At 44.4% G+C, this 22,555-nt stretch carries 22 protein-coding genes and 1 tRNA gene; 7 read left to right on the top strand and 16 right to left on the bottom strand.

Going from position 1 to position 22,555, the window contains the following annotated elements:
* Nucleotides 1-1,017 precede the first annotated feature (1,017 nt).
* Nucleotides 1,018-1,776: a phosphoglycerol geranylgeranyltransferase gene (locus CPIN_RS01840; protein ID WP_012788048.1), complete on the top strand. Its 759-nt coding sequence runs from the start codon at nt 1,018-1,020 to the stop codon at nt 1,774-1,776.
* Nucleotides 1,777-1,856: 80 nt separating this feature from the next.
* On the opposite strand, the gene CPIN_RS01845 is transcribed toward CPIN_RS01840, so the two are convergent.
* Nucleotides 1,857-2,585 (bottom strand): LytR/AlgR family response regulator transcription factor, encoded by a 729-nt coding sequence (locus CPIN_RS01845; RefSeq protein ID WP_012788049.1) that lies wholly within the window; start codon nt 2,583-2,585, stop codon nt 1,857-1,859.
* A gap of 37 nt (nt 2,586-2,622) precedes the next feature.
* Nucleotides 2,623-3,663, bottom strand: a complete 1,041-nt coding sequence (locus CPIN_RS01850; protein WP_012788050.1) for a sensor histidine kinase — start codon at nt 3,661-3,663, stop codon at nt 2,623-2,625.
* Nucleotides 3,664-3,847: 184 nt separating this feature from the next.
* Between CPIN_RS01850 and dxs the strand changes: the two genes are divergently transcribed.
* Both dxs and CPIN_RS01860 read left to right on the top strand, forming a co-directional pair.
* Complete coding sequence (dxs, locus tag CPIN_RS01855; RefSeq protein ID WP_012788051.1) at nt 3,848-5,773, top strand: 1-deoxy-D-xylulose-5-phosphate synthase; 1,926 nt, start codon at nt 3,848-3,850, stop codon at nt 5,771-5,773.
* Between the two features lie 82 nt (nt 5,774-5,855).
* On the top strand, nt 5,856-6,908 hold the full coding sequence (locus tag CPIN_RS01860) for a ferredoxin--NADP reductase (protein ID WP_012788052.1): 1,053 nt from the start codon (nt 5,856-5,858) through the stop codon (nt 6,906-6,908).
* 15 nt (nt 6,909-6,923) lie between these two features.
* On the opposite strand, the gene CPIN_RS01865 is transcribed toward CPIN_RS01860, so the two are convergent.
* Nucleotides 6,924-7,298 (bottom strand): hypothetical protein, encoded by a 375-nt coding sequence (locus tag CPIN_RS01865; RefSeq protein WP_012788053.1) that lies wholly within the window; start codon nt 7,296-7,298, stop codon nt 6,924-6,926.
* A gap of 392 nt (nt 7,299-7,690) precedes the next feature.
* On the opposite strand from CPIN_RS01865, the gene CPIN_RS01870 reads away from it, so the two are divergent.
* Nucleotides 7,691-7,762 (top strand) — tRNA-Met (locus tag CPIN_RS01870).
* A 76-nt stretch (nt 7,763-7,838) separates the two neighbouring features.
* Here CPIN_RS01870 and CPIN_RS01875 read toward each other — a convergent pair.
* The 9 genes from CPIN_RS01875 to CPIN_RS01915 all read right to left on the bottom strand — a co-directional run bounded on the left by CPIN_RS01875 (nt 7,839) and on the right by CPIN_RS01915 (nt 14,856).
* Nucleotides 7,839-8,315 carry a Dps family protein gene (locus CPIN_RS01875; protein ID WP_012788054.1) on the bottom strand — a complete coding sequence of 159 codons (477 nt, stop codon included), beginning with the start codon at nt 8,313-8,315 and terminating at the stop codon, nt 7,839-7,841.
* Between the two features lie 26 nt (nt 8,316-8,341).
* Nucleotides 8,342-9,052 (bottom strand): pirin family protein, encoded by a 711-nt coding sequence (locus CPIN_RS01880; RefSeq protein ID WP_012788055.1) that lies wholly within the window; start codon nt 9,050-9,052, stop codon nt 8,342-8,344.
* Between the two features lie 154 nt (nt 9,053-9,206).
* Nucleotides 9,207-9,617 carry an OsmC family protein gene (locus CPIN_RS01885; protein WP_012788056.1) on the bottom strand — a complete coding sequence of 137 codons (411 nt, stop codon included), beginning with the start codon at nt 9,615-9,617 and terminating at the stop codon, nt 9,207-9,209.
* 303 nt (nt 9,618-9,920) lie between these two features.
* The gene (locus tag CPIN_RS01890) at nt 9,921-10,448 is read right to left on the bottom strand and encodes a YceI family protein (RefSeq protein ID WP_012788057.1); all 528 of its coding nucleotides are present in this window, start codon (nt 10,446-10,448) and stop codon (nt 9,921-9,923) included.
* A gap of 255 nt (nt 10,449-10,703) precedes the next feature.
* Entirely contained in the window at nt 10,704-11,603 is a 900-nt protein-coding gene (locus CPIN_RS01895) for a helix-turn-helix domain-containing protein (RefSeq protein ID WP_012788058.1), read from the bottom strand.
* Nucleotides 11,600-12,382: a segregation and condensation protein A gene (locus CPIN_RS01900; protein WP_012788059.1), complete on the bottom strand. Its 783-nt coding sequence runs from the start codon at nt 12,380-12,382 to the stop codon at nt 11,600-11,602. The genes CPIN_RS01895 and CPIN_RS01900 overlap by 4 nt, the downstream gene beginning before the upstream one ends.
* 93 nt (nt 12,383-12,475) lie before the next feature.
* Complete coding sequence (locus CPIN_RS01905) at nt 12,476-13,426, bottom strand: DUF3078 domain-containing protein (protein WP_012788060.1); 951 nt, start codon at nt 13,424-13,426, stop codon at nt 12,476-12,478.
* 173 nt (nt 13,427-13,599) lie between these two features.
* Complete coding sequence (mscL, locus tag CPIN_RS01910; protein ID WP_012788061.1) at nt 13,600-14,031, bottom strand: large conductance mechanosensitive channel protein MscL; 432 nt, start codon at nt 14,029-14,031, stop codon at nt 13,600-13,602.
* Between the two features lie 78 nt (nt 14,032-14,109).
* On the bottom strand, nt 14,110-14,856 hold the full coding sequence (locus CPIN_RS01915; protein WP_012788062.1) for a PPK2 family polyphosphate kinase: 747 nt from the start codon (nt 14,854-14,856) through the stop codon (nt 14,110-14,112).
* A gap of 120 nt (nt 14,857-14,976) precedes the next feature.
* On the opposite strand from CPIN_RS01915, the gene CPIN_RS01920 reads away from it, so the two are divergent.
* Nucleotides 14,977-15,846 carry a DMT family transporter gene (locus CPIN_RS01920; RefSeq protein ID WP_012788063.1) on the top strand — a complete coding sequence of 290 codons (870 nt, stop codon included), beginning with the start codon at nt 14,977-14,979 and terminating at the stop codon, nt 15,844-15,846.
* A gap of 53 nt (nt 15,847-15,899) precedes the next feature.
* Here CPIN_RS01920 and frr read toward each other — a convergent pair whose 3' ends face one another.
* Entirely contained in the window at nt 15,900-16,463 is a 564-nt protein-coding gene (gene frr / locus CPIN_RS01925) for a ribosome recycling factor (RefSeq protein ID WP_012788064.1), read from the bottom strand.
* Nucleotides 16,464-16,564: 101 nt separating this feature from the next.
* Nucleotides 16,565-17,719, bottom strand: coding sequence for a glycosyltransferase family 4 protein (locus CPIN_RS01930; RefSeq protein ID WP_012788065.1), 1,155 nt, complete (start codon nt 17,717-17,719; stop codon nt 16,565-16,567).
* A 175-nt stretch (nt 17,720-17,894) separates the two neighbouring features.
* Between CPIN_RS01930 and CPIN_RS01935 the strand changes: the two genes are divergently transcribed.
* Complete coding sequence (locus CPIN_RS01935; protein ID WP_012788066.1) at nt 17,895-18,737, top strand: transketolase; 843 nt, start codon at nt 17,895-17,897, stop codon at nt 18,735-18,737.
* A 174-nt stretch (nt 18,738-18,911) separates the two neighbouring features.
* Here the strand turns inward: CPIN_RS01935 and CPIN_RS01940 are convergent, their stop codons facing one another.
* Nucleotides 18,912-20,141, bottom strand: coding sequence for an FtsX-like permease family protein (locus CPIN_RS01940; RefSeq protein WP_012788067.1), 1,230 nt, complete (start codon nt 20,139-20,141; stop codon nt 18,912-18,914).
* Between the two features lie 12 nt (nt 20,142-20,153).
* Nucleotides 20,154-20,528, bottom strand: a complete 375-nt coding sequence (rbfA, locus tag CPIN_RS01945; RefSeq protein WP_012788068.1) for a 30S ribosome-binding factor RbfA — start codon at nt 20,526-20,528, stop codon at nt 20,154-20,156.
* Nucleotides 20,529-20,673: 145 nt separating this feature from the next.
* Between rbfA and CPIN_RS01950 the strand changes: the two genes are divergently transcribed.
* Nucleotides 20,674-22,506, top strand: coding sequence for an ABC transporter ATP-binding protein (locus tag CPIN_RS01950; RefSeq protein WP_012788069.1), 1,833 nt, complete (start codon nt 20,674-20,676; stop codon nt 22,504-22,506).
* Nucleotides 22,507-22,555: the final 49 nt, after the last annotated feature.

The following is a 22,555-nucleotide window of genomic DNA, read 5'->3' on the forward strand; positions in this document are numbered from 1 at the left end:
AAGGATAGAGGGTTAAAAAACAAAAGCAATGGATAAACCATTGCTTTCGAGAGTCATTTTACATTGCATGATGATTCACGCCTGTAGGAAATATTTGGTTCTTCATAGGACAGTAACCATAATAAAATTAATACAATAACAAATATAATAAATATTTATTGCAAGATAGATGCGATCCTAAATATTTGAAATTCTTCAATTTACCATCGCCATTTTTGCAAAGCTGGTAAAAAACATAAAGGATTGTTAAAAATCCAAAACACGACTTTTTACGGATATATATAAATAAAGCTAAAATGACCACGAAAGCATCGTAAGGGGATTTGTAAATTAAACTGACCGGAGCCAACTGTAATACTGTATGAAAAAACTAATCGTGAGAATACTGAAACGGACAGATAAGGGGAGAAATTAACATTTACTGAATAAAACCGTGAGAACGGTACCGAGTAAAAAGAGTAAGGGCACCTGGAAAGGCGCCCTCAATTTGTTACTATCCTATGAAAACCCTATTTGAATACAAATGTAAGGGCATGTTATTTTTCTTTGAAATTTTAAAGCCACAATAACAAATCGTTAACAAAGACAGCAATCTCACAACGCCTCAATCCCTTAACAGTATTGAATTCCGCTTATTCGTACTTTTTTCCTAAATTCGTTAACAAACCGCTCAGAACTTATTGATGGGCCTGTCCACGAAAGAGTCATTTTGTATGTAGAATGTATGTAGAATTATCTTCCTACCAGTTTCCCCTTACACAGGGATCCGCTCATTTAAGTACTTGACTGGAGGGTTAAAAAAGTATATTTTTATTTGATATGATGGTGTTTTAATCTTTTTATTTCCATTTCTTTAGAACGAATATATGGCCTGAAGATTGCACTATAAACGGACAGAACCCTTACTGGATGGGAATTTGGTCGAATAGAAAATGAATAATATGCATATTCATTTAACAATGTGGCTTATTACCGAAAAAATTATACATTTGCGACAACCGGAACAATGCTATTTTAATGCACAATAAAATATACAATTCTTTTATCGATAGGAAAGCGAAGGGCATAAAGTCGTTCGCAGTACTGATTGATCCGGATAAGGTAAATCCTGCTGACATAGCAGACCTTGCGGCGAAATGTACGGCAGCTAAGGTGGATTATATATTCCTTGGCGGTAGTCTTGTGATCACCAACCACCTCGATGAATGCGTACAACAGTTTAAAACACTCTGTGATATTCCTGTGGTGTTATTCCCTGGCAGCCCCTCTCAGGTCTCCCGTTATGCCGACGCATTGCTTTACCTGTCTGTTATCTCAGGGCGTAACCCCGAATTGCTGATAGGACAACACGTACTATCTGCTCCAGCCGTTAAAAAGAGCGGCCTGGAAGTTATTTCTACCGGTTATGTCTTAATTGACGGCGGCGCGCCGACTACTGTATCTTATATCAGTAATACCACTCCCATTCCTTCAGATAAAGACGACATTGCCATGTGTACTGCAATGGCGGGCGAGATGCTGGGCATGAAAGTAGTATTTATGGACGCCGGCAGCGGCGCCCGTAAGCCGATCACGGAAAGTATGATCTCCCGTGTAGCCAGCCAGGTTTCAGCTCCTATTATCGTTGGCGGCGGTATCCGCGACGCAGAAAAGGCTTACCTGAACTGTAAAGCAGGCGCTGATATCATAGTCGTAGGTAATGCGATCGAGAAGGAAACTTCACTCATCAAAGAAATGGCCGATGCAGTGCACGCAGCTGCACCTGTGTTAAAATAATAAATGCTTTAAAAAAGCGAAACGCTGATCATCGTAGTCAATACGGTAATCAGCGTTTCGCTTTTCAGCTTCATATCGCCTCAGAGGCTCATCATTTCCTTGAACTTAACTGCCTGTCTGCGACTCACTTCTATCTTCTCACCGCCACGCATCTCCAGCAGCAGGCCTCCGTTGAAATAGGTGTCTATTTTCTCGATCATCCGCAGGTTCACAATGTGCTTTCTGTTAGCCCTGAAGAACGTGCGTTCGTCCAGGCGCTCTTCCAGCGCATTCAATGACTTCAGGATCAAAGGTTTATTGCCTTCAAAATACACTCTCGCATAGTTACCTACACTTTCAAAAAGGCGTATTTCCTGCAATTTGACAAACCAGCAGCGGTCTCCGTCCTTTACAAATACCTGGTCATTCTCAGAAAGGATGGTCCGGATCGTACCGGCTTCCGCCTGTCTTTCCTTTTCTTCCTGCTGATGCAGTTTGTGAATGGCGTCTGCCAGCCTTTTAGGCTCAACAGGTTTCAACAGGTAATCCAGCGCATTATACTCAAATGCTTTCAGCGCATGCTCATCATAAGCAGTGGTAAAGATCACCTGTGGTGCTTTTTCCAGTTCGGCCAGCAAATCAAAGCCTGTCTTATCCGGCATTTGTATATCCAGGAAAAGCAGGTCAGGATGCAGCGTTTCAATTTTTTCCAGTCCGTCCTTTGCATTTACGGCTTCTCCCACAATGACTATCTCAGGGTGGTCAGCCAGTAATTTCTTCAGCTCGCTTCTGGCCAGGCGTTCGTCATCGATTATCAATGCTTTTTTCATGAGCAACTACTTTTAAACTTGGCGCGAAATACAATAATCAGAACAACGGCATCAGCACAATGGCTTCCACCGTTTCCTCATTTTTATTATAAATGTTAAATGATGCCTTATTACCATACAACAGACTCAACCGCTGTCTCGTACTCTGGAGGCCAAAACCATGTCCGGTGGTAGCAGCTCCTCCGATCTGTCCCGTATTTTCAATAGTAATTTCGTGGTGTGTGTCCCTTACATGAGATCCTATTATCACTGTTCCGCCGCTGACTGTACGTGAAATACCATGTTTGATGGCATTTTCCACCAGGGTTTGCAGCATCATAGGGGGAATAGGTAGCTCAAGTGTCTCAGGATCAATATCATACTGCACGCGTAAGCGCTCTTCGAACCTGATATTCTCCAGTGCAAGGTAATCTTTTACTATATCCAACTCGTTTTCCAGGTTCACTGTTTCCGCTTTTTCCACCTGCATCGAACTTCTCAGGATGTTAGACAGCTCCGTGATGGCCGTTCTGGCCCTTTGCGGGTTCTCATCTACCAGCGCCCTGATACTATTTAAAGCATTGAATATGAAATGTGGATTCAGCTGGGATTTGATCGTTTTCAGTTCCAGCTCCTTCACGGTACTTTCCAGTTTCAGCTTATCTACCTGGCTGTTCCTGCTGCGTTCGATATAGTGCCACACAAAGTAAATCAGCCACCAGATAGAGGTGATCAGGAAGATCGGCAACAGAAAGGTCAGTGTCGTCTGATCCGTCAGAGCCCTTTGTTGCCAGGAATACCGGTAAAGATTACCGGCAATAGTATTTCCCACGTAAATAATTACCCCGGAACTCACCGTCAACGCGAAAAAAAGCAGCATCTGGCTCTCAAAGCTATACTGGAACCAGTTCAGACGCTTGATGATGCTCCGCAGCAGATGCGTGGCCACCATGCCGAAAAACATAATGACCAGCAGGTTTACCAGGAAGTAAGATCCGAAGGAACCGGCAAAGGAATAGGCAAAAAACAGATTAACTACTGAATAAGCCGTCCAGCCAAGGATCTGACACCACCAATATCTTGATATTCGTTTAAACATCTATCTGAAAATTAGTAAACTACTGCTACATTTCAAAAATACCGATGTGCTTAGCCTGCCCGGGGCTAAATGTTATGAGTGGGTACCTTACATTGAAGAATGTCGAAATGTGCTGATGTATGGAATCACTGTACATTAGCACAGAATTTGTACTTTTGCTTACTTAAATCCTGCATCAAAAAGTATGAATATTACGCCGGGCCCTCTTTTGGGCAAGATCGAAACCCCTGCTGATCTGCGGAATCTCAGTAAAGAGCAACTGCACGAAGTAAGTGAAGAACTCCGCCAGTTCATTATTGATGTTGTCAGTGTGCACGGTGGCCACTTTGCAGCCAGCCTCGGAGTGGTGGAGCTGTCTGTCGCACTACACTATGTTTTTAATACCCCTTATGACCAGCTGGTATGGGACGTAGGTCACCAGGCTTATGGTCATAAAATCCTGACCGGCAGAAGAGACGTTTTCCATACCAATAGAAAATATCACGGTATCAGCGGTTTCCCGAAAAGGGATGAAAGCGAGTATGACACCTTTGGCGTAGGTCACTCGTCCACCTCCATCTCAGCAGCCCTGGGTATGGCGATGGCGTCTAAATATAAAGGTGAAACCGACCGTCAGCACATCGCCGTCATCGGTGATGGCGCCATGACAGCAGGTATGGCGTTTGAGGCACTCAATCATGCAGGTGTTGCCAATGCCAATGTACTGATCATTCTCAATGACAACTGTATGTCCATTGACCCGAATGTAGGTGCACTGAAAGAATACCTGACCGACATCACAACTTCTCCTACCTATAATAAACTGCGCGACGATGTGTGGAACCTGCTGGGGAAACTCCCTGTAGGTAAACGCTTCACCCGTGACATGGCCTCCAAACTGGAAGCTGGTCTGAAAGGTGTTGTTTCCAGCTCCAGCAACCTGTTTGAATCGCTCAAACTCCGTTATTTCGGCCCGATCGACGGTCATAATATCGTGAAACTGGTTGATACCCTGCAGGATCTGAAAGACATTCCCGGCCCAAAACTGCTTCATATCGTTACCACCAAGGGTAAAGGCTATGCACTGGCGGAGAAAGACCAGACCACCTGGCACGCTCCGGGCCTGTTTGATAAAATCACCGGCGAAATCTTTAAGAAACCGGTGGATAAACCACAGCCGCCAAAATACCAGGACGTATTTGGTCATACCATCATCGAACTGGCAGAGCAGAATAAGAATATCATGGGTATCACCCCGGCGATGCCTTCCGGCTCTTCCCTGAAATTTATGATGGAGAAAATGCCTGACCGCGCTTTCGACGTTGGTATCTGTGAGCAGCATGCCGTTACCCTTTCCGCCGGTCTGGCTACACAGGGTATGCGCGTATTCTGTAACATCTACTCTTCCTTCATGCAGCGCGCCTATGACCAGGCTTTACATGATGTGGCTATCCAGAAACTGCCGGTTACTTTCTGTCTGGACCGTGCAGGTCTGGTAGGAGAGGACGGCCCTACACACCATGGCGCTTACGATATCGCTTTCATGCGTTGCGTTCCGAACATGATCATCAGTTCCCCGATGAACGAAGAAGAACTCCGCAACCTGATGTATACTTCTCAGCTGCCTACCCAGGAATATCCTTTTGTGATCCGTTATCCAAGAGGACAAGGTGTAATGCCTGACTGGAAACAGCCATTTAAAGAGATCAAAGTCGGAACCGGCCGCAAAGTGCGTAACGGTAAAGATATTGCCATCCTCTCCCTGGGTCATCCGGGCAACTTTGTCACCGAAGCCTGCAAAGAACTGCTGGCAGACGGTCTGCAACCAGCCCACTACGATATGCGTTTTGTGAAACCACTGGATGAAGCCATGCTGCACGAAATATTCAGTCAGTTTGACAAGATCATCACCGTAGAAGATGCTGCTGTAACAGGCGGATTTGGTAGCGCTGTACTGGAATTCATGGCCGCTAACGGTTACAAGGCAGATGTGCGTCTGCTGGGTATTCCTGACCGTATCGTTGAACATGGTAAACCAGACGAACTGCACCGTGAATGTGGCTATGATGCGACTGGCATCGCTGCTGCTGCACGTGCCATGCTGAAAGAGAAGATCACTGTTACTGCCTGATAAAAAGGCTGTACCCGTAAAATAACAAGAAAGCCACCGGTTATGACATTGCTCATACAGGTGGCTTTCTTATTTTTATAATATGGATGAATTGTATATACACCTCCGCATCAGGGAGGTCATAGCGGAAACAGCAGATACATTTACTTACAGACTGGAGACTGTCGACGGACAGCCATTGCACTATCAGCCGGGTCAATTCATTACATTGCTGATCTATCTGCACGGTACGGAATACAGAAGGTCTTATTCCTTCAGTTCTACGCCCGGCATTGATCCTTATCCGTCTGTAACAGTCCGGGAAAAGCAGAATGGCGAGATATCCCGTCATATATTGCGCGACTGGAAAGTTGGTGACAAGATCACAGCGCTGTTGCCTTCCGGACGTTTTACATTACCCGCTCACAGTAAGACTCCCAGGGATATCTTTTTACTGGGCGCCGGCAGCGGTATAACGCCTTTATATTCAATCCTGAAAGACGTGCTGCATCATGAACCCACTGCACATGTCAAATTAGTATACAGCAATCGCTCTGAACAGCGGACTATCTTCCATCAACAATTACAGGCACTTAAAGCACAGTTTCCTGAACAGTTGCATATCATACACCTGTACAGCAGCGAGCCGCCTGATCATATCATACGCCGGCTGGGTAACCTCTCCCTGGAACCACTGGTACAGCAACAGCTACGCTATCATAAACAGGACGCCCAGTTCTTTGTGTGCGGACCTCCTGAATATATGCGTATGGCGCTCTTAACGCTCACTTTTATGGGCTTTGAAGAGGAACAGCTGCATAAGGAGAATTTCGTCGTAAATACCGCGCCGCAACTGGCAAGAATAGGTGTACCGGATGATGCCTCCCGGAAAGATGTGACAATACATTTCCGCGGGGGAGTACATCAGCTTTCCCTTCCCGGCAATCGTAATATACTGGCGGCAGCACTTGAGCAAGGCATAGCAATACCTTACAGCTGTAAAGGAGGTGTTTGCGGATCCTGCACGGCCCGTTGTACAAAAGGTAAAGTGTGGATGGCCCTGAATGAAGTATTAACGGACAAAGAGGTAGAACAGGGCTTTGTCCTCACCTGCACCGGTTATGCGGCTAGTGCAGCGGTAGTGATAGAGCTATAACTACCAGAGACAGGATCACGAGAAAGACCTGAATTTCTCAAATTCGTCCTGCAATTCGTTATACAATTTTCTGAAGGTATTCATGCGGTCATACATTACATCATAATCATCAACCGGGCGGTCGTCATGTAATATAGCTGGCTGACCATTATTGGAGATCTTCTTTGAAGATTGCTTCAGATCGTGACGCAGTTCATCTGCTTTTTCTTCCTGACAAATAAACTGGTTCTGGAAATGTTCGATCTGGGCCAGGGATTCATCGTCAGTTTTGTGGCGGGCAAGCTGTTCCAACTGACTGCGCATAGACCGGATAGACTCCCTGGTAGCAATCACTTCGTCTCTCCAGTTACTGATCTGTTCGATGTCTGAGGTTTGTGCGGAAACTTCCATGTGTATTGATTTTAACGTGAAATAATTAAGCAATACAATATTCGTCCGTTACATATTTCTAAGGTACAAACCTTTTTTCACATAGGCTACATCAAATAAACACCTGCTTAGAATCCGCCATACGAGCCATTTTCAGGCATCTCTACCATGTGATATTTCCTTCAGATTTTCATCCATATATCATAGTGTAACTGACTACTAATTGCTTGTAATCTTTACAGGCAGTGAAACAACAGCGGATTATTATATAATAAAAAAAATTATTTCAGCCTGTATCGCCCTGCCACCGAGGGATACACCTTTGTAAGCTGTCATTTCAGGGGATGATGGCCGATAAATTATATAACAAAGATTTTTTCATTAGAAAAAAACACCTATATTTGCACCCTCATTGTGAGGTAGAGCAGTGGTAGCTCGTCGGGCTCATAACCCGAAGGTCAGAGGTTCGAATCCTCTCCTCGCTACTCAGAAACACAAAAGCCGAAGTTATCTTCGGCTTTTGTGTTTTTATCGCGTCACTGTCTATATCTGCATGTTTCTCTATCTCAGATAAGCGTTGTACATCCACACTATCTTCTCCTGCTCACGGATGTAAGTTGTGATCAGATCGTTTGTACCGTCATCCCCCACTTCATCGCTCAGCGCAGATACTTCACGTTCGATCTCTATCAGTGACTGCAGGCCGGACAACACATGTTGTACACAGGCCACATCTTTACTTTCATGTTTCACTTCTGCAATAACAGATTGTTCTATATAATCAGAGAAAGCATGCGTAGGTGTGAATCCCAGCGTCAGGATTCTTTCTGCAATCTCGTCGATCTTCGTCAACGAGTCTGTATATAACTCTTCGAATTTTACATGCAGGGTAAAGAACTTGTCACCACGTATGTTCCAGTGAAAGCCACGCACATTCATATAAAACAACTGGTACGTAGCCAGCAGTACATTCAGCTTCTCTGCAAGTTCTTTGGATGTTTTCTTTTCAAGCCCGATGTTCGTAGTCGAATTACTCATATCGTTATGTTTTTGGGTAATGGCAATTAACTCATAGGAACATCAATCAACAAAAAGTTTGCCGCTTTGAGTGTCTTTACCGTAGCGCTATCGTAATTGCTTAACCCAATCGCATCACGTGCTTTCAAGACTTCCCCGGCTATTTCTACCTCTCCGTCGAGTACAAAAAGATAGCTACCCTGTTGCGCCATTTTTGGCGTAATCTCCACACTTTGCCCCTCGTCAAAATGTCCCAGTGAAAACCATGCATCCTGGTTGATCAGGAGTGCATCACTGTCTGCTTCAGGAGAAACGACTACCTGTAATTTATTCTGCCGTTCTGCAACATCAAATGCTTTCTGCTGATAACGCGGTGTTATATCTTTTAGTTTTGGGAATACCCATATCTGCAGAAAGTTAACAGGATCTGTTTTAGAAGCGTTGAATTCAGAGTGTGCGATACCGCTACCTGCACTCATGATCTGTACTTCATTACTGCGAATGATCTCATGTCTGCCCGTATTATCGCGGTGTTCAAGCGATCCGCTTAAAGGAATCGAAACAATTTCCATATTGTCGTGCGGGTGAGTACCGAAACCCATTCCACCTTTTACTATATCGTCATTGAGTACACGTAATGCACCAAAATGAATGCGTTCAGGATTGTAATAACCTGCAAAGCTGAATGTGTGATAACTCTGTAACCAGCCGTGGTTTGAGAAGCTGCGTGAATCAGCTCTGTGAATGATCTTGTCCATATATCTTGTCTCCTTTACAATACAAATATCCTCATTAAATGAAGGCAGGGAAATGGATAGCTTGTTGAAAAGAGTGGACTATTTATACCGATAAAAAAGAGCCGTGCAGTATATAACCGCACAGCTCTTTCTATAATGATTTTTTGCTTACTGATTACGCCAGTTGAGCGTCCAGTGTGATCTCCGTATTCAACAGTTTGGAGATAGGGCAGTTAGTTCTTGCCTCTTCTGCCAGTTCAAGGAACTTCGCATTATCCAAACCAGGAACAGTTGCCTTTAATTCCAGGTGACTGCTTGTAATAGCGCCATTCTCCAGCGTAATCGTTGCTTTTGTATCAATATTTTCAGGGGTAAAACCGGCGCCGGAAAGCAGAAAACTGAGCTTCATGGTAAAGCAACCTGAATGCGCAGCCGCTATCAGCTCTTCAGGATTGGTGCCGGTACCGTCTTCAAAACGGCTTTTATAGGAATATGCTGTATTGTCAAGTACACCTGACTGTGAACTTACTGTACCTTTTCCATCTTTACCGGTACCTTTCCAGTTAGCGGATGCAGTTCTTTTCATAATAAATACGTTTGATTAGATGAATGAATATGTGAATGATCAAAGTGGTTAATCTTCCTGAAATTACTATTCTTTTTTGTTTCCAAAGACCTTGCCACACGTAGATTTTTCTCTACAAGCTTTTATACAACAAAAAGCCGGATGAATCACTTCATCCGGCTCACACTATTGCTGGCAATCATCCTCAAAAAAACATCTTTCTCATATCCATTGCCGCCACTGTTTCCCCTGTCTTAAATTCTTTATTCCAGACTGATTAGCATCATTTCATTATTGCAATGGCTTTTGCCAGTCTATAACGGATTAAGCCTGTTTCACCAGCTGTACACTCGCCTGTAACTTCACTTCATCACCCAATACCAGACCACCATTATCAGTTACAGCATGGAATGAAACGCCGAAATCCTTTCTGTTGATTTTACCTTTAATATCGAAACCTGCTTTTGTCTGACCATATGGGTCTTTTACAATACCGCTGAATTCTACAGCCAGTTCTACTGGTTTGGTAACACCGCGCAGAGTCAGGTCACCAGTTACTTTATAATTCTCATCGTCCACTTTCTTCACACCGGTAGATACAAAACTCAGCTTTGGATACTGTGCAGCATGGAAGAAGTCTTCTGCCTGTAAGTGCTGATCACGCTGTTCGTTCTTCGTGCTGATGCTGTTTACATCTGCTTCAAAAGTGATCTTTGCATCGGTGAAGTCATCGCTGCTGCTTTCTGCAGTTCCTTCATATTTACCAAAATATCCAGTTACGCTAGAGATCATCAGGTGTTTTACCTTAAATTCTACATCGCTGTGAGATGCGTCGATTTTCCAGATTGCCATAACTTTAAGTGTTTTTTTAAGTTTAGTGTTTTTTTAAGTCTTGCGTTGTCAATTCGTTTTGTCTTATTTCCATCTGATGAACAAATACGTCATCGATTCACTTTGTCCTTTCTCTTGTTCTTGTCTGCCGTTCTTCTGTTTGTTATATCCGTTTCATTAAGACAATACAAAATTACATGTTGCAACAAATGTTAGGAATGGATAAAATGACTTAATCGGTGTACTTTTTTTCGCCGACTTAAAAAATACTAATTATCAGGCACTTGCGCGAGAAGCTTCTTTGAACTCAGAAGGGGTCTGGTTGGTATATTTCTTAAAGAAGCGGCTGAAGTAGTGAGGATCTTCAAAACCCAGTTTATAGGCAATCTCCTTGGCGGAGAGATCTGTATTATATAGATAACGCTGTGCTTCCAGGATAACCCGGTTGCGGATATGCTCTCCGGCAGTAATACCGGACAACTGTTTGCTGATCTCATTCAGTAAGACCGGCTTAATATGGAGGATCGCAGCATAATCTGACACATTTTTCAAGGTGACATACTGTTCTTCGATCAGGTTTTTGAATTGCAGGAACAGGGAACTGTTATGGGTAGCATGTTGTTCCGGAGCGGCCAGCATACTGCTTCCCTTGATACGGGAGGCAAGTACCAGGAAATAACGCAACAAGCCGTGAAAAGCAGTCTCATAGTCTGCCTCCTGCTGTTGTACCTCTTTCATCATCATATGTACCACCATCTCGAAGTCTTTTTCCTGCTCCGGACTGAGGGTAATGACGCTGCTGAACTGATTATTAAAGAAGAGAGAGGAATTGATGCCCATCAGGGTAGCTGCCTGGTCTTTCAGACACATAAAAGCGTCCTGGAAAGCGATCATATATCCTTCGATCCTGTCGCTGAATTCCATCTTATGTACCTGCCCAGGCGCCAGAAAGAACAGGGTGTTCTTCTTTACGGCATGTGTGACAGTGTCGATGGTATTGATAAGTTGCCCTTTTTTGATCCAGTAAACGGTATAGAAATCATGCCTGTGGGGAATACCATTGCTGGAAAAGAACCCATCTCCCAGTTCGCATAGTCCGGATACAACAAATTTCGGATCCGCCTGTGCGTACTTCGGTAAAGACACTATTTCTATATGTGCTCGTTTATCACTCATTCAAATGTACCGGCAACTTCTAACTCCCGGTCCTCAGGCTCAATGTAGTCAATTATAAAATTATTCCTGCCTTCTCCTACCATAATTCCCAGATATTTCATCTGTACCAGTTCAAGCATACCGAGAAACAGGAAGATGGCATGTACCCGGTCACGACAATGATCAAAGATTTTCTCAAAAGCGAGGGTCTTTTCGCTGGCCGCCAGCTCTATCATATATTCACGGGAGCCTTCCATGGTGTATTCATATTTGTATACAACGTGCTGAGGCTTGTTTTCCCGCTGTTTTACCCTTTGCATGACCTTTTCAAAGGTCTGGGTCAGCTTGAACAGGGTCAGGGTCTGTATTTCCGTTCCCTCGCTGGTCTCTTCTCCGATGCTGGCCAGTTCTTTCTTTATGTTTCCACGTTTGATCTGCAACATACGCTCGGCCTCGCGCTCTGCGAGTTCAGCGGCTGCCTGCTTGAAACGTTTGTATTCCAATATCTTATCGATCAACTCCTGGCGGGGATCTATCTCTATTCCTTGTTCATCCAGTTCCTTACGAGGCAACAGCATTTTAGCCTTGATACGCATCAGGGTAGATACGAACAGGATAAATTCACTGGCCAGCTCAATATTGAGCGATTCCAGGTGATGGATATAATCGAGGAAATCGTTGGTGATAGTAGTAATGGGGATATTATAAATGTCCAGTTCGTCCCTTTCAATAAAGAAGAGCAGCAGGTCAAACGGCCCCTCAAACTGGGGTAATTTTATTTTGTAGGAGTTGTCATTCATAATGTTATGTATGGCTTTCACTTGTATTTCAGTGCCAAATGGCAACTGCATTATCAAGTGAAAGCCATCAAAAATAACGAAAATTCCCGCTCATTAGAATTTGGCGGTGAATCCGACCCCGATCACCTGCTTTACCTGCAATCTAGGCCCTAAAACGCCTGTTTTGGGGTTTTCGAAAACACGCACATCATCATCGTAAATCATATCCAGGGATATGTTTGCTGAGATGTACTTGTTCACCTGCAGATTCAGGCTATTGGTCCAGAACAGATCGATATTCTCCGGATTATGTTTGTAATTGGAGTACAGGTCCATCCTGGTTTTATATACGATGTTCTTTGCGAGTGTCTTTACCCAGTTGACAGTCAGGTAAGCACCCAGCTCACTTTTTACATGTTTACTGGTATCTACTCCGAATGCGCCCTGCGCTGCCAGGTGATCATCCATCACCACTACATAACGTGCAGTAACAGGAGAGAAGAAAACGGACAGCTGATCACTGGGTTTGTAGTCAAGACCGGGAGACAGCAGTACGTATGCAGGAGAGAAGAAACGGGACACCAATGTAGGTTTCACCGAGTCTACGCTGGAATACAGATAACCATCGGTAAACTGTGTACGGAGGTCTAACAGGGCACTCAGATACAGGTTTTTACCGATTTCGTAGCCATATTTTGTAGTGATACCGATACGGTCATCACTTTTACGACCACCAAGACTGGTCGTATTAACATAACCATATGCAAGGTCCAGTACGTTATCCCAGTTGTTTTTCCCTTTCTTGTAAAATGCATACGCATTCAGATTGGAAGCTACGGAGAAGGAGAATTTATCACCACCCGCAGCCCAGTTTGTAAGGCTTCCCTGGTTAATGTTCAGGTTGAAGATGCCACCTTTTTTCCATACAGCCGGAACGGTGTCGTTGGCGTCTTTCTTGATTTTTCCGCTGGCTTCTTCTCTGGATGTTTTCATCCAGTCGCTTTGTGCGTGCAGCACCTGGAAGCATACCAAAAAGCAAATAATAGTCAGGACGGATTTTCTCATCAGTTTAAAAAGTTGTTTAATGCTATGGATAATATGATTGCCGTTATATGGGCGTTACGAACATGCCGCGTCTATCGAACGCGGCCGCAAAGTTAGGAAACTAAAAGAGAATTTTTTTCGGAGTTGGAAGAACAGCCGGATGCGGGTTTCACAATCCGGCTGTTATAATGAGTTTATTTATTCTTCAGTGCATCACGGATCTCCATGAGCAGCTTTTCTTCATTTGTTGGCGCTGGTGGGGCTGCTGGTGCTGCTTCTTTCTTCTTACGCATACTGTTCATGAATTTCACGAGCAGGAATATACAGAAAGCGATCAGTATGAAATCAATGATACTTTGTACAAATGCACCATAGGCAAATACTGGTGCACCCGCTTCCTTCGCCTTTTCCAATGAAGGGAAATCGGTACCCTTACTTGTATTCAACAGCCAGAACTTGTCTTTGAAATTAATACCACCAGTGACAATCCCCAACACTGGCATAAAGATATTATCAACCAGTGAAGTAACGATCTTCTGGAATGCACCACCAATGATCACACCGACAGCCAGATCCATTACATTTCCTTTCGTGGCAAACTCTTTAAACTCTTTGAAGAAAGACATATACAACTATTTTTAAGGGTGAAGACAATCAGTTGCTAAGATAGTTATTATAAGTTATAACATTCATTCACATGACATTTACTGCTCCAGGTTAGGATACTGCATTTCAAACGAACGCAGTGTATCCCTCAACGTTTGTGCCACCACATATTCTTTGTACCAGTTTTTATCTGCCGGTACAATATTCCATTTCACTTCGTTACAATTTTCAATGGCATCTTCATACATCTTTCTGTAATCCTTCCAAAGCTTAGCCTCTACAGCATCACTCTTATTATATTTCCACATTTTACGCGGGTCTTCCAGCCTTTCCTGTAATCGTTTTGACTGCTCTTCCTGCGAAATGTGCAGATAGAATTTAAGTATTGTGGTGTTGTTGTCTTCGCTCAGCAAACGCTCAAAATCATTGATCGCCTGCATCCTTTTTTCAGCAGTTTTATCGTCTATCCATTTGTGTACACGCTGTATAAGAATATCTTCATAATGAGAACGGTTAAACACCTGTATCATGCCTTTGGCTGGTACATGCCGGTGAATACGCCACAGGAAATCATGCTCTTTCTCCTCATCAGTTGGTCCCTTAAATGACTTTACATTTACCCCCTGCGGATTCATATTGCCCAATACCTTACGTATCAGCCCATCCTTACCACTGGCGTCCATTCCCTGTAAGACAATTAATACCGAGTGTTTATGTTCTGCATATAGCAGATTTTGTAATTCATCCAGTTCTTTAACTATTTCTTTGGTCATTAACTTGATAGCTTCCTTATCCATTCCATCGGGAGGTGTCGTGCTGATTTCTGATAATCTGATCTTACTCATGCTGAAAGGGTTAGTTCATGTATTTGTAACAAAATACAATCCGAAGTGTTGCGGTAGCACGAAATTCTACTGATCTGTGTAGCAAAATATTCGGACATTGCACCTTTAAATCAACCGCTTTTGAACAACCGTGCCATTCACTGGAGCATTTTCCTTCTTTTATCACTTACCTGGGGCAGTTCCTTCATTCTGATGAAAATCGGTCTGCAGGCTCTTTCACCATACCAGGTAGCCAGTTTACGCCTGCTTAGCGCCGGTGTGGCCCTGCTGCCTTTTTTTATAAAATTCATCCGTCAGACACCGCTGAACAAAATTCCCATGATCATCCTGTCGGGTATTCTGGGTAATCTCTTACCGGCATATCTGTTCTGTATAGCAGAAACCCGTATAGACAGTGCACTGGCGGGTATACTGAATAGCCTTGTACCATTAATGTCGCTGTTGGCAGGATTTTTCCTGTTTCGTGCACCTATTGTAAAGCAACAGTTGCTGGGTATCTGTGTCGGACTGCTGGGCGTAGTCATGCTGTTTGCCGTGAAAGGAGTGGATGCCGGTTACTGGTATTACGGCCTCTGGATTGTGGTTGCCACGATCTGTTATGGGTTGAATATTGCATTGGTACACCATCACCTGAAGGGATATAGCTCCCTGCAACTGGGGTCCATTGCGCTTTTCTTCTGTGCTGTTTTCGCGCTGCCGGTACTGTTATTCAGTGGCTTTTTTGGCATACTCTCAGGACCAGCTATCCCCTGGAGCTCTCTGGCAGCCAGTGTAACGCTGGGCATCCTGGGTAGTGGTGTTGCGTCTGTATTATTCTATATTCTGATCAATAAAGCTGGGGCTATGTTTGCCTCGATGGTCACCTATGCTTTACCGGTAGTAGCAATTGGCTGGGGGCTGTTGGCAGGAGAGCAGATCTCCTGGTTGCAGGTACTTTGCCTTTGTATCATTCTGCTCAGTGTATACACTGTCAATAAAGCAAAACGCTGACCCATCGGATCAGCGTTTTGCCTAAATGCTTATATGTAATAAGTTCGGTTCTGTTAGATAACCATGATTTCCTTCTCTTTCTGAGCGGTGTGTTTATCTACCAGTTCAATATATTTGTTGGTCAGGTTCTGTACATCTGCTTCGGCGTCTTTTGCGGTATCTTCGCTCAGACCATCTTTCTGCAGTTTCTTGATGCCTTCGATCGCATCTCTGCGGATATTTCTGATAGCTATTTTTGCCTGCTCACCTTCATTCAATGCACGTTTAACAAATTCCTTTCTTCTCTCTTCTGTCAGTGGCGGCAGGAACATACGGATGATGATACCGTCGTTCTGTGGGTTAATACCGATGTTAGAGGCGATGATAGCCCTTTCAATAGGCTGGAGCATATTTTTTTCCCATGGCTGAACTGTCAGTGTACGGGCATCTGCCACAGTGATATTAGCTACCTGCGCGAGGGGAGTAGGCGAACCATAGTAGTCTACCGTAATTCCGTCCAGTATCTGCGGATTGGCTTTACCGGCCCTGATCTTGGTAAGTTCCGATTCCAGGTGTCCGATAGCCTTACGCATGGTTGCGGTGGCATCTTCTATTATTAACGTTAGATCATCTTGCATAGCAAAAAATAATTAAGTGCCTGCAAACCTACAGGATTTATCTGAATTTGGAAAGGGGGAACGGAGGGGAAGGTCCCGGTACAGGATGACCGGGCCTGAAATTATTTGTCCTGGAGGACACCCTTTGTGTTTACGCGCAGGATCTTTGGATGGTTAATAGCAGCCTGTGCTTCATTTGCCGCTTCACTGATAGCAGAAACTGCCAGTGCACGCAACATTGCCTCTTTTCTTTTCTTCATCTGGTAAAGTACACCTGTCAGCAGCAGGGCAGAACCCAGGATCACGCTTAACAGATACGCAGAACCTATATTCTGCAAAGCAAATGCTAACACGATATAACCAGCATTGATGGATACCATCACCACGGTTGTCTGTCTGTGGGTCAGACCCAGTTCCAGGAAATAGTGGTGAATGTGGTTACGGTCAGCCGAAAAAGGAGACCTTCCATGCATCATACGGATCGCAAAAACACGTAATGTATCAAACAGTGGCATTACCAGGATAGCAATGGCCACAATAGGAACAGAGTTTACAGGCAGTTTTCCTGCGGGATTACCTGCCACGTCGATGAACTTGATCACCAGGATCGCATTCACCAATCCAACCATCAGGGAACCGGTATCGCCCATAAAGATGCGGGCAGGAGAAATATTATAGATCAGGAATGCTGCCAGACCACCTGACATAGCAAAACCCATTACCGCATACAGTAACTCGCCTGTATACAGGAAGTAGGTACCCATTACACCAGATACCAGCATACCAATACTACCCGCCAGACCGTCAATACCGTCTATCAGGTTGAATGCATTGATGATTACCAGGAAAGTAAAATAGGTGAGCATCAGACTGATGTAAGGAGGCAGGGCTTCGATACCCATGATACCATACATGCTATTGATCTGTAAATTACCGAGGTATATAACAGCAAAAGAAGCCATTAACTGGCCAATCAGTTTCTTTAACGGGGAAAGACCAACAATGTCGTCTTTCATACCCACCATAAAAATAACTATAAAAGCTGCGACCATGTACTGAAATGGAGAATCTGCAAATCCTGGTACACATACTGCAGATGCCATCACAAATCCAGAAAAGAAACCTATACCCCCTAAAGTTGGTATACGCGCTTTGTGAGATTTTCTTTCGTCCGGTTCGTCATAAAGATGTTTCAACTCTGCAACCCTGATCAGTACGGGAATTGCAAAATAGGTTATAACAAAACTCAGGACAGTCGCAATTAAAACATTCTCCATATTGGGAGGGGCTTGATTATTACAAAGATATTAATTTCAATCAAATGTGTATCACAAAAATAGGAAATTAAAAAGAATTGAGTCTTAGTCACTAAAAACTATTAGCTTAGAGACCAAATATGCCAGATTCTATCTAAATTCTATTAATTTAGCAATCTCAAAATTTGCAATTATCATGCCTCAGTTGAAAGACATAGCAACACAAATAAGACGGGATATAGTTCGTATGGTGCATGGCTGCCAAAGCGGCCATCCAGGCGGTTCTTTAGGATGTGCAGATTTCTTTACTGCGCTCTATTTCAAAATAATGCAGCATAAGCCGCAGCCTTTTGAAATGGATGGTTTAGATCAGGACCTGTTTTTCCTCTCCAATGGGCACATTTCTCCAGTATTTTACAGCACTTTAGCCCACGCAGGTTATTTTGACAAGTCAGAACTGGCCACTTTCCGCAAACTCAATTCCCGTCTTCAGGGTCACCCGACTACACACGAACACCTTCCAGGTATCAGAGTAGCGTCAGGTTCCCTTGGTCAGGGTATGAGCGTAGCTATCGGTGCTGCACTCTCTAAGAAATTAAATAATGACGATCGTCTGGTATTCTCCCTCCATGGTGATGGTGAACTGGAAGAAGGTCAGAACTGGGAAGCGATCATGTTCGCTCCTCACCATAAAGTTGACAACCTGATTGTAACTGTTGACTGGAACGGTCAGCAGATCGATGGTACTGTTGAACAGGTAGGTGGTCTTGGTGATCTGGAACCTAAATTTGCTTCTTTCGGTTGGAAAGTATTGCACATGGACGGTAACAACATGGATGAAGTGGTAGCTACCCTGGAAAAGGCAGTTAGCCTGACCGGCCAGGGCCAGCCAATCGTGATCCTGATGAAAACTGTAATGGGTAAAGGTGTTGACTTCATGGAAGGTCACCACGAATGGCACGGTATTGCACCAAGCGACGAGCAACTGGCAAAAGCGCTGGAGCAGTTACCAGAACCAGCAGAACTGGGCGATTACTAGTCTGCAAGAATCTGGCAATTACGAATGATAGATCAATGTGGTCTGCATACACCACACGACTTCGAATAAGATAAAAGAGGCGGTCCCTTTATGGCGACCGCCTCTTTTATTTATTCCAGACATAAAAAAGCCCCCGTCTCCGGAGGCTCTCATATAGTTATATGATACTGATCATCAGGTTGCTTTTAATTCAATATCCTGTTTCCCAGCTCTTCTGGCCGGATACCAACTGGCCGCCCCGCCGATAACAACAATTGTTATACTCACCAGGATAAAGTCGGAAATATGCATACTCACCGGATAGGCATTCACCAGAAAAGAGTCCTCCTCCAGCTTGATCAGACCGAAATGCTGCTGTAGTAAGCAAAAACCAATACTGATACCAAATCCGATGACAGTGCCAATAGCTGCAATGATCATCCCTTCTGCCAGGAATATACGGGTGATCAGCTGTGGACGGGCTCCCATTGCTTTCAGGATCGTAATATCCTTTTGCTTTTCCATCACCAGCATGTACAGACTACCAATCATATTAAAAGCGGCGATTACCAGGATAAAACTCATGATCACATATACCGCCCACTTTTCCGTCTGCATGATAGCGTACAGAGCCTGATTCTGTTCGTAGCGGGTCTGGAGATTATAGTCAGCCCCCAGCACTTCCTGTAACCGGCGTTTCAGCACAACGTCATCCAGTCCGGAAGCTCCTTTTACCTCCAGCGCTGACATTTCATCCTCCTTTAAGCCAAGCAGTCCGCGCATAAACGCGATATTGGTAATCACATATTTGCTGTTGAACTCCTGCTGAATCGCGAAAGAGCCGGCCGGATACAGAATACCGCTGCCAAGTGCATCTTCCGGCGTTGTGACACTGCTGACGTTCCTGCGGGGCAGATATACGCTGACCGGAGTGAGGTCTCTGTCCACATCTACGCCCAGCGCCATTTCCAATTCGATGCCCAGCACAGCCGTATAGCCATCCTGCTCATTACCGGTGTCAAACTTGCCACGGGACATGCTTTTATCGACAGCAGCCACTTTATTGTAGTTGCTGTCTACACCCTTCAGGATAGCGATCGTCTGATCTCCCTGTCCGTAGCGCAATACCGCCTTTTCCTCTATCACTTCCGTCATATAGGCAACACCTTTCACACCGGCAATCTTTTTCAATTGCGCTGGCGTGAGGGTAATACTTTTTCCACTTACTGCACTGATTTTGACAGAGGGGTAGAAAGTAGAGTATAAGGATTTCACCAGTCCTTCAAATCCGTTGAAAACGCTGAGAATAACAATCAGCGCGCCTGCACCTACCGCAATAGCCGAAACACTTACCCAGGCAATGATATTGATGGCATTGGTACTTTTTTTAGCCCTGAAATAACGGGATGCGAACTGCCAGATCAAAGTGAAGCTATTTTATTTGTTTTCCTTCCCTGCGTCGTCTTCTTTGATCTTTTTGAACAGCTCTTCCATTTTGAAGATATATTCCAGTGTATCATCGAGGAACAGCGAAATTTCAGGTACACGGCGTAATTGTTTGCCCACACGGTTACCCAGGTCTTTCTTGATTTCACCCATTCTTTCCTTGATCCTGTTCACCATTTCATGGGAATCAGCTATTTTGAACATGCTCAGATACACCCTTGCCTCCAGCAGATCCGGGGTCAACTTTACGGAAGAAATGGAGATCATCCCTCCATCTACCACGTTGAATCCCATCCGCTGAAATATTTCGCTCAGTTCCTTTTGTAACAGCTGTCCTATTTGTTTCTGTCTTTTGCTTTCCTGCATAATGTTTAAAGATTTGAGATTGTATTAACTTGCACCCTTAATTCAATCTTCTCCGGCAAAGATAAGGAAACGGGCATGTGCTGACAGATATAAAATCGGTTCCTGCTCCCGGAAAAGCAAAACAGATAAGATAAATAATCGTAAGATGAAGACTTTTTTCAGGTTGCTGAGTTTGTCGAAGCCCTATCACCACTACGTTCCGGAATATGTTGTATACATTTTCCTCTATACGCTGTTCAGTCTCGTAAACTTCACCCTGCTGATTCCATTAATGGATACACTCTTTTCCACCGGTAAGCAGGAAGTGGTATCGGTGCTCCCGGATTTTTCATTTTCTTTCGCTTACTTTAAACAGGTATTCTACTTCTATTATAATGAGTTACTGGTACATTACAACGGCAACAAATTTGCCATACTGGTATATGTCTGTGTGATCCTCTTCATCGCCATCACGCTCAAAAACATCTTTGGTTACCTGAGTCAGCGCGTGCTGACCCGTGTACGTGTTACCATGGTACGTAAGATGCGTGAGAAAGTGTTCCACCAGTACAGTACGCAATCCCTTTCCTTCTTCCAGAACGAACGTAAAGGGGATCTGCTCTCCGTGATCAGCTCTGATGTGGTGGAAGTGGAAAACTCAGTGGTGACCTCTATGCAGACGGTGCTCCGTGATCCGTTTGTGATTATTTCGACCTTTATTACCTTATTTTATATTTCAAAGGAGCTGACTTTCTTTACCCTTGTTTTCTTCCCGATATCTGGTCTGGTGCTCAGTTCTATTTCCAAAAAACTGAAAAAGCAGTCCGTTCTCAGTCATGGATTATTAGGTAAACTCCTGAATATCACGGAAGAAGCACTGTCCGGCATCCGTATTATCAAGGCATTTAACGCTGAAAAGTTCATCGGAAAGAAATTTGACCAGGATAACAGGGCTTTTGCCCGTACTGTCAAAGCGATGTCAGACCAGCGTGAAGCTGCGTCTCCGGTATCTGAAACCCTGGGCGTACTGATTGTGATCGTCATCATGTTGTATGGCGGCCGTCTGATCCTGGCAGGTGATCCTTCACTGACAGCATCCGGTTTTATCGCTTACCTGGGTTTCTACTTCCAGATCCTGGCGCCGGCTAAATCTATCGGTAGTGCTTTTACAGCAATGCCCAAAGGTCTGGCTGCCGGTGAACGTGTACTACGTATCCTGGATGCACCCAATCCGATCACTGATAAAGCCAATGCGGAGACACTGGCTGGCTTCGAAAAGAATATCGAATTCAGAAACGTCACCTTTGCCTATAATGAAAAGCCAGTGCTGAAAAATGTTCAGCTGACTATCGACAAAGGCCGTATGATCGCCCTGGTAGGAAAGAGTGGCGCCGGTAAATCGACTATGGCCGACCTGATTCCGCGTTTCCATGACGTGACCTCCGGTGCTATTCTCGTTGATGGGAAAGACATCCGTGACGTGAAGATGCATGATCTGCGTGCGCTGACAGGTATGGTATCGCAGGAAGCTATCCTCTTCAATGATTCCGTATTTAACAACATTGCCTTCGGACAGGAAAACCCTGACAGGGAAGAAGTGATCAGAGCTGCAAAAATTGCCAATGCACATGAATTCATCGTGCAGCTGGAGAACGGTTATGACACCCCGATCGGTGACCGTGGTATGAAACTCAGTGGAGGGCAGCGTCAACGTCTTACTATTGCACGTGCTATCTTCAAGAATCCGCCAATCCTCATCCTGGATGAAGCCACCTCAGCCCTGGATACAGAATCAGAAAAACTGGTACAGGATGCATTGGATAAGCTGATGGAAAACCGCACCACTATTGTGATTGCACACCGTTTGTCTACCATCCAACACGCGAATGAGATCATCGTAATGGATCAGGGAGAGATAAGAGAGCGCGGCACACATGACGAGCTAATCTCTAAAGATGGTATCTACCGTAAACTGGTAGAGATGCAGGAATTCAAATAATACAGCATACTGTAATAAAAGGAAACGGGGCATTCTCTGGCTGAGAATG

The organism is Chitinophaga pinensis DSM 2588 (assembly GCF_000024005.1).
Taxonomy (GTDB): Bacteria; Bacteroidota; Bacteroidia; order Chitinophagales; family Chitinophagaceae; genus Chitinophaga; species Chitinophaga pinensis.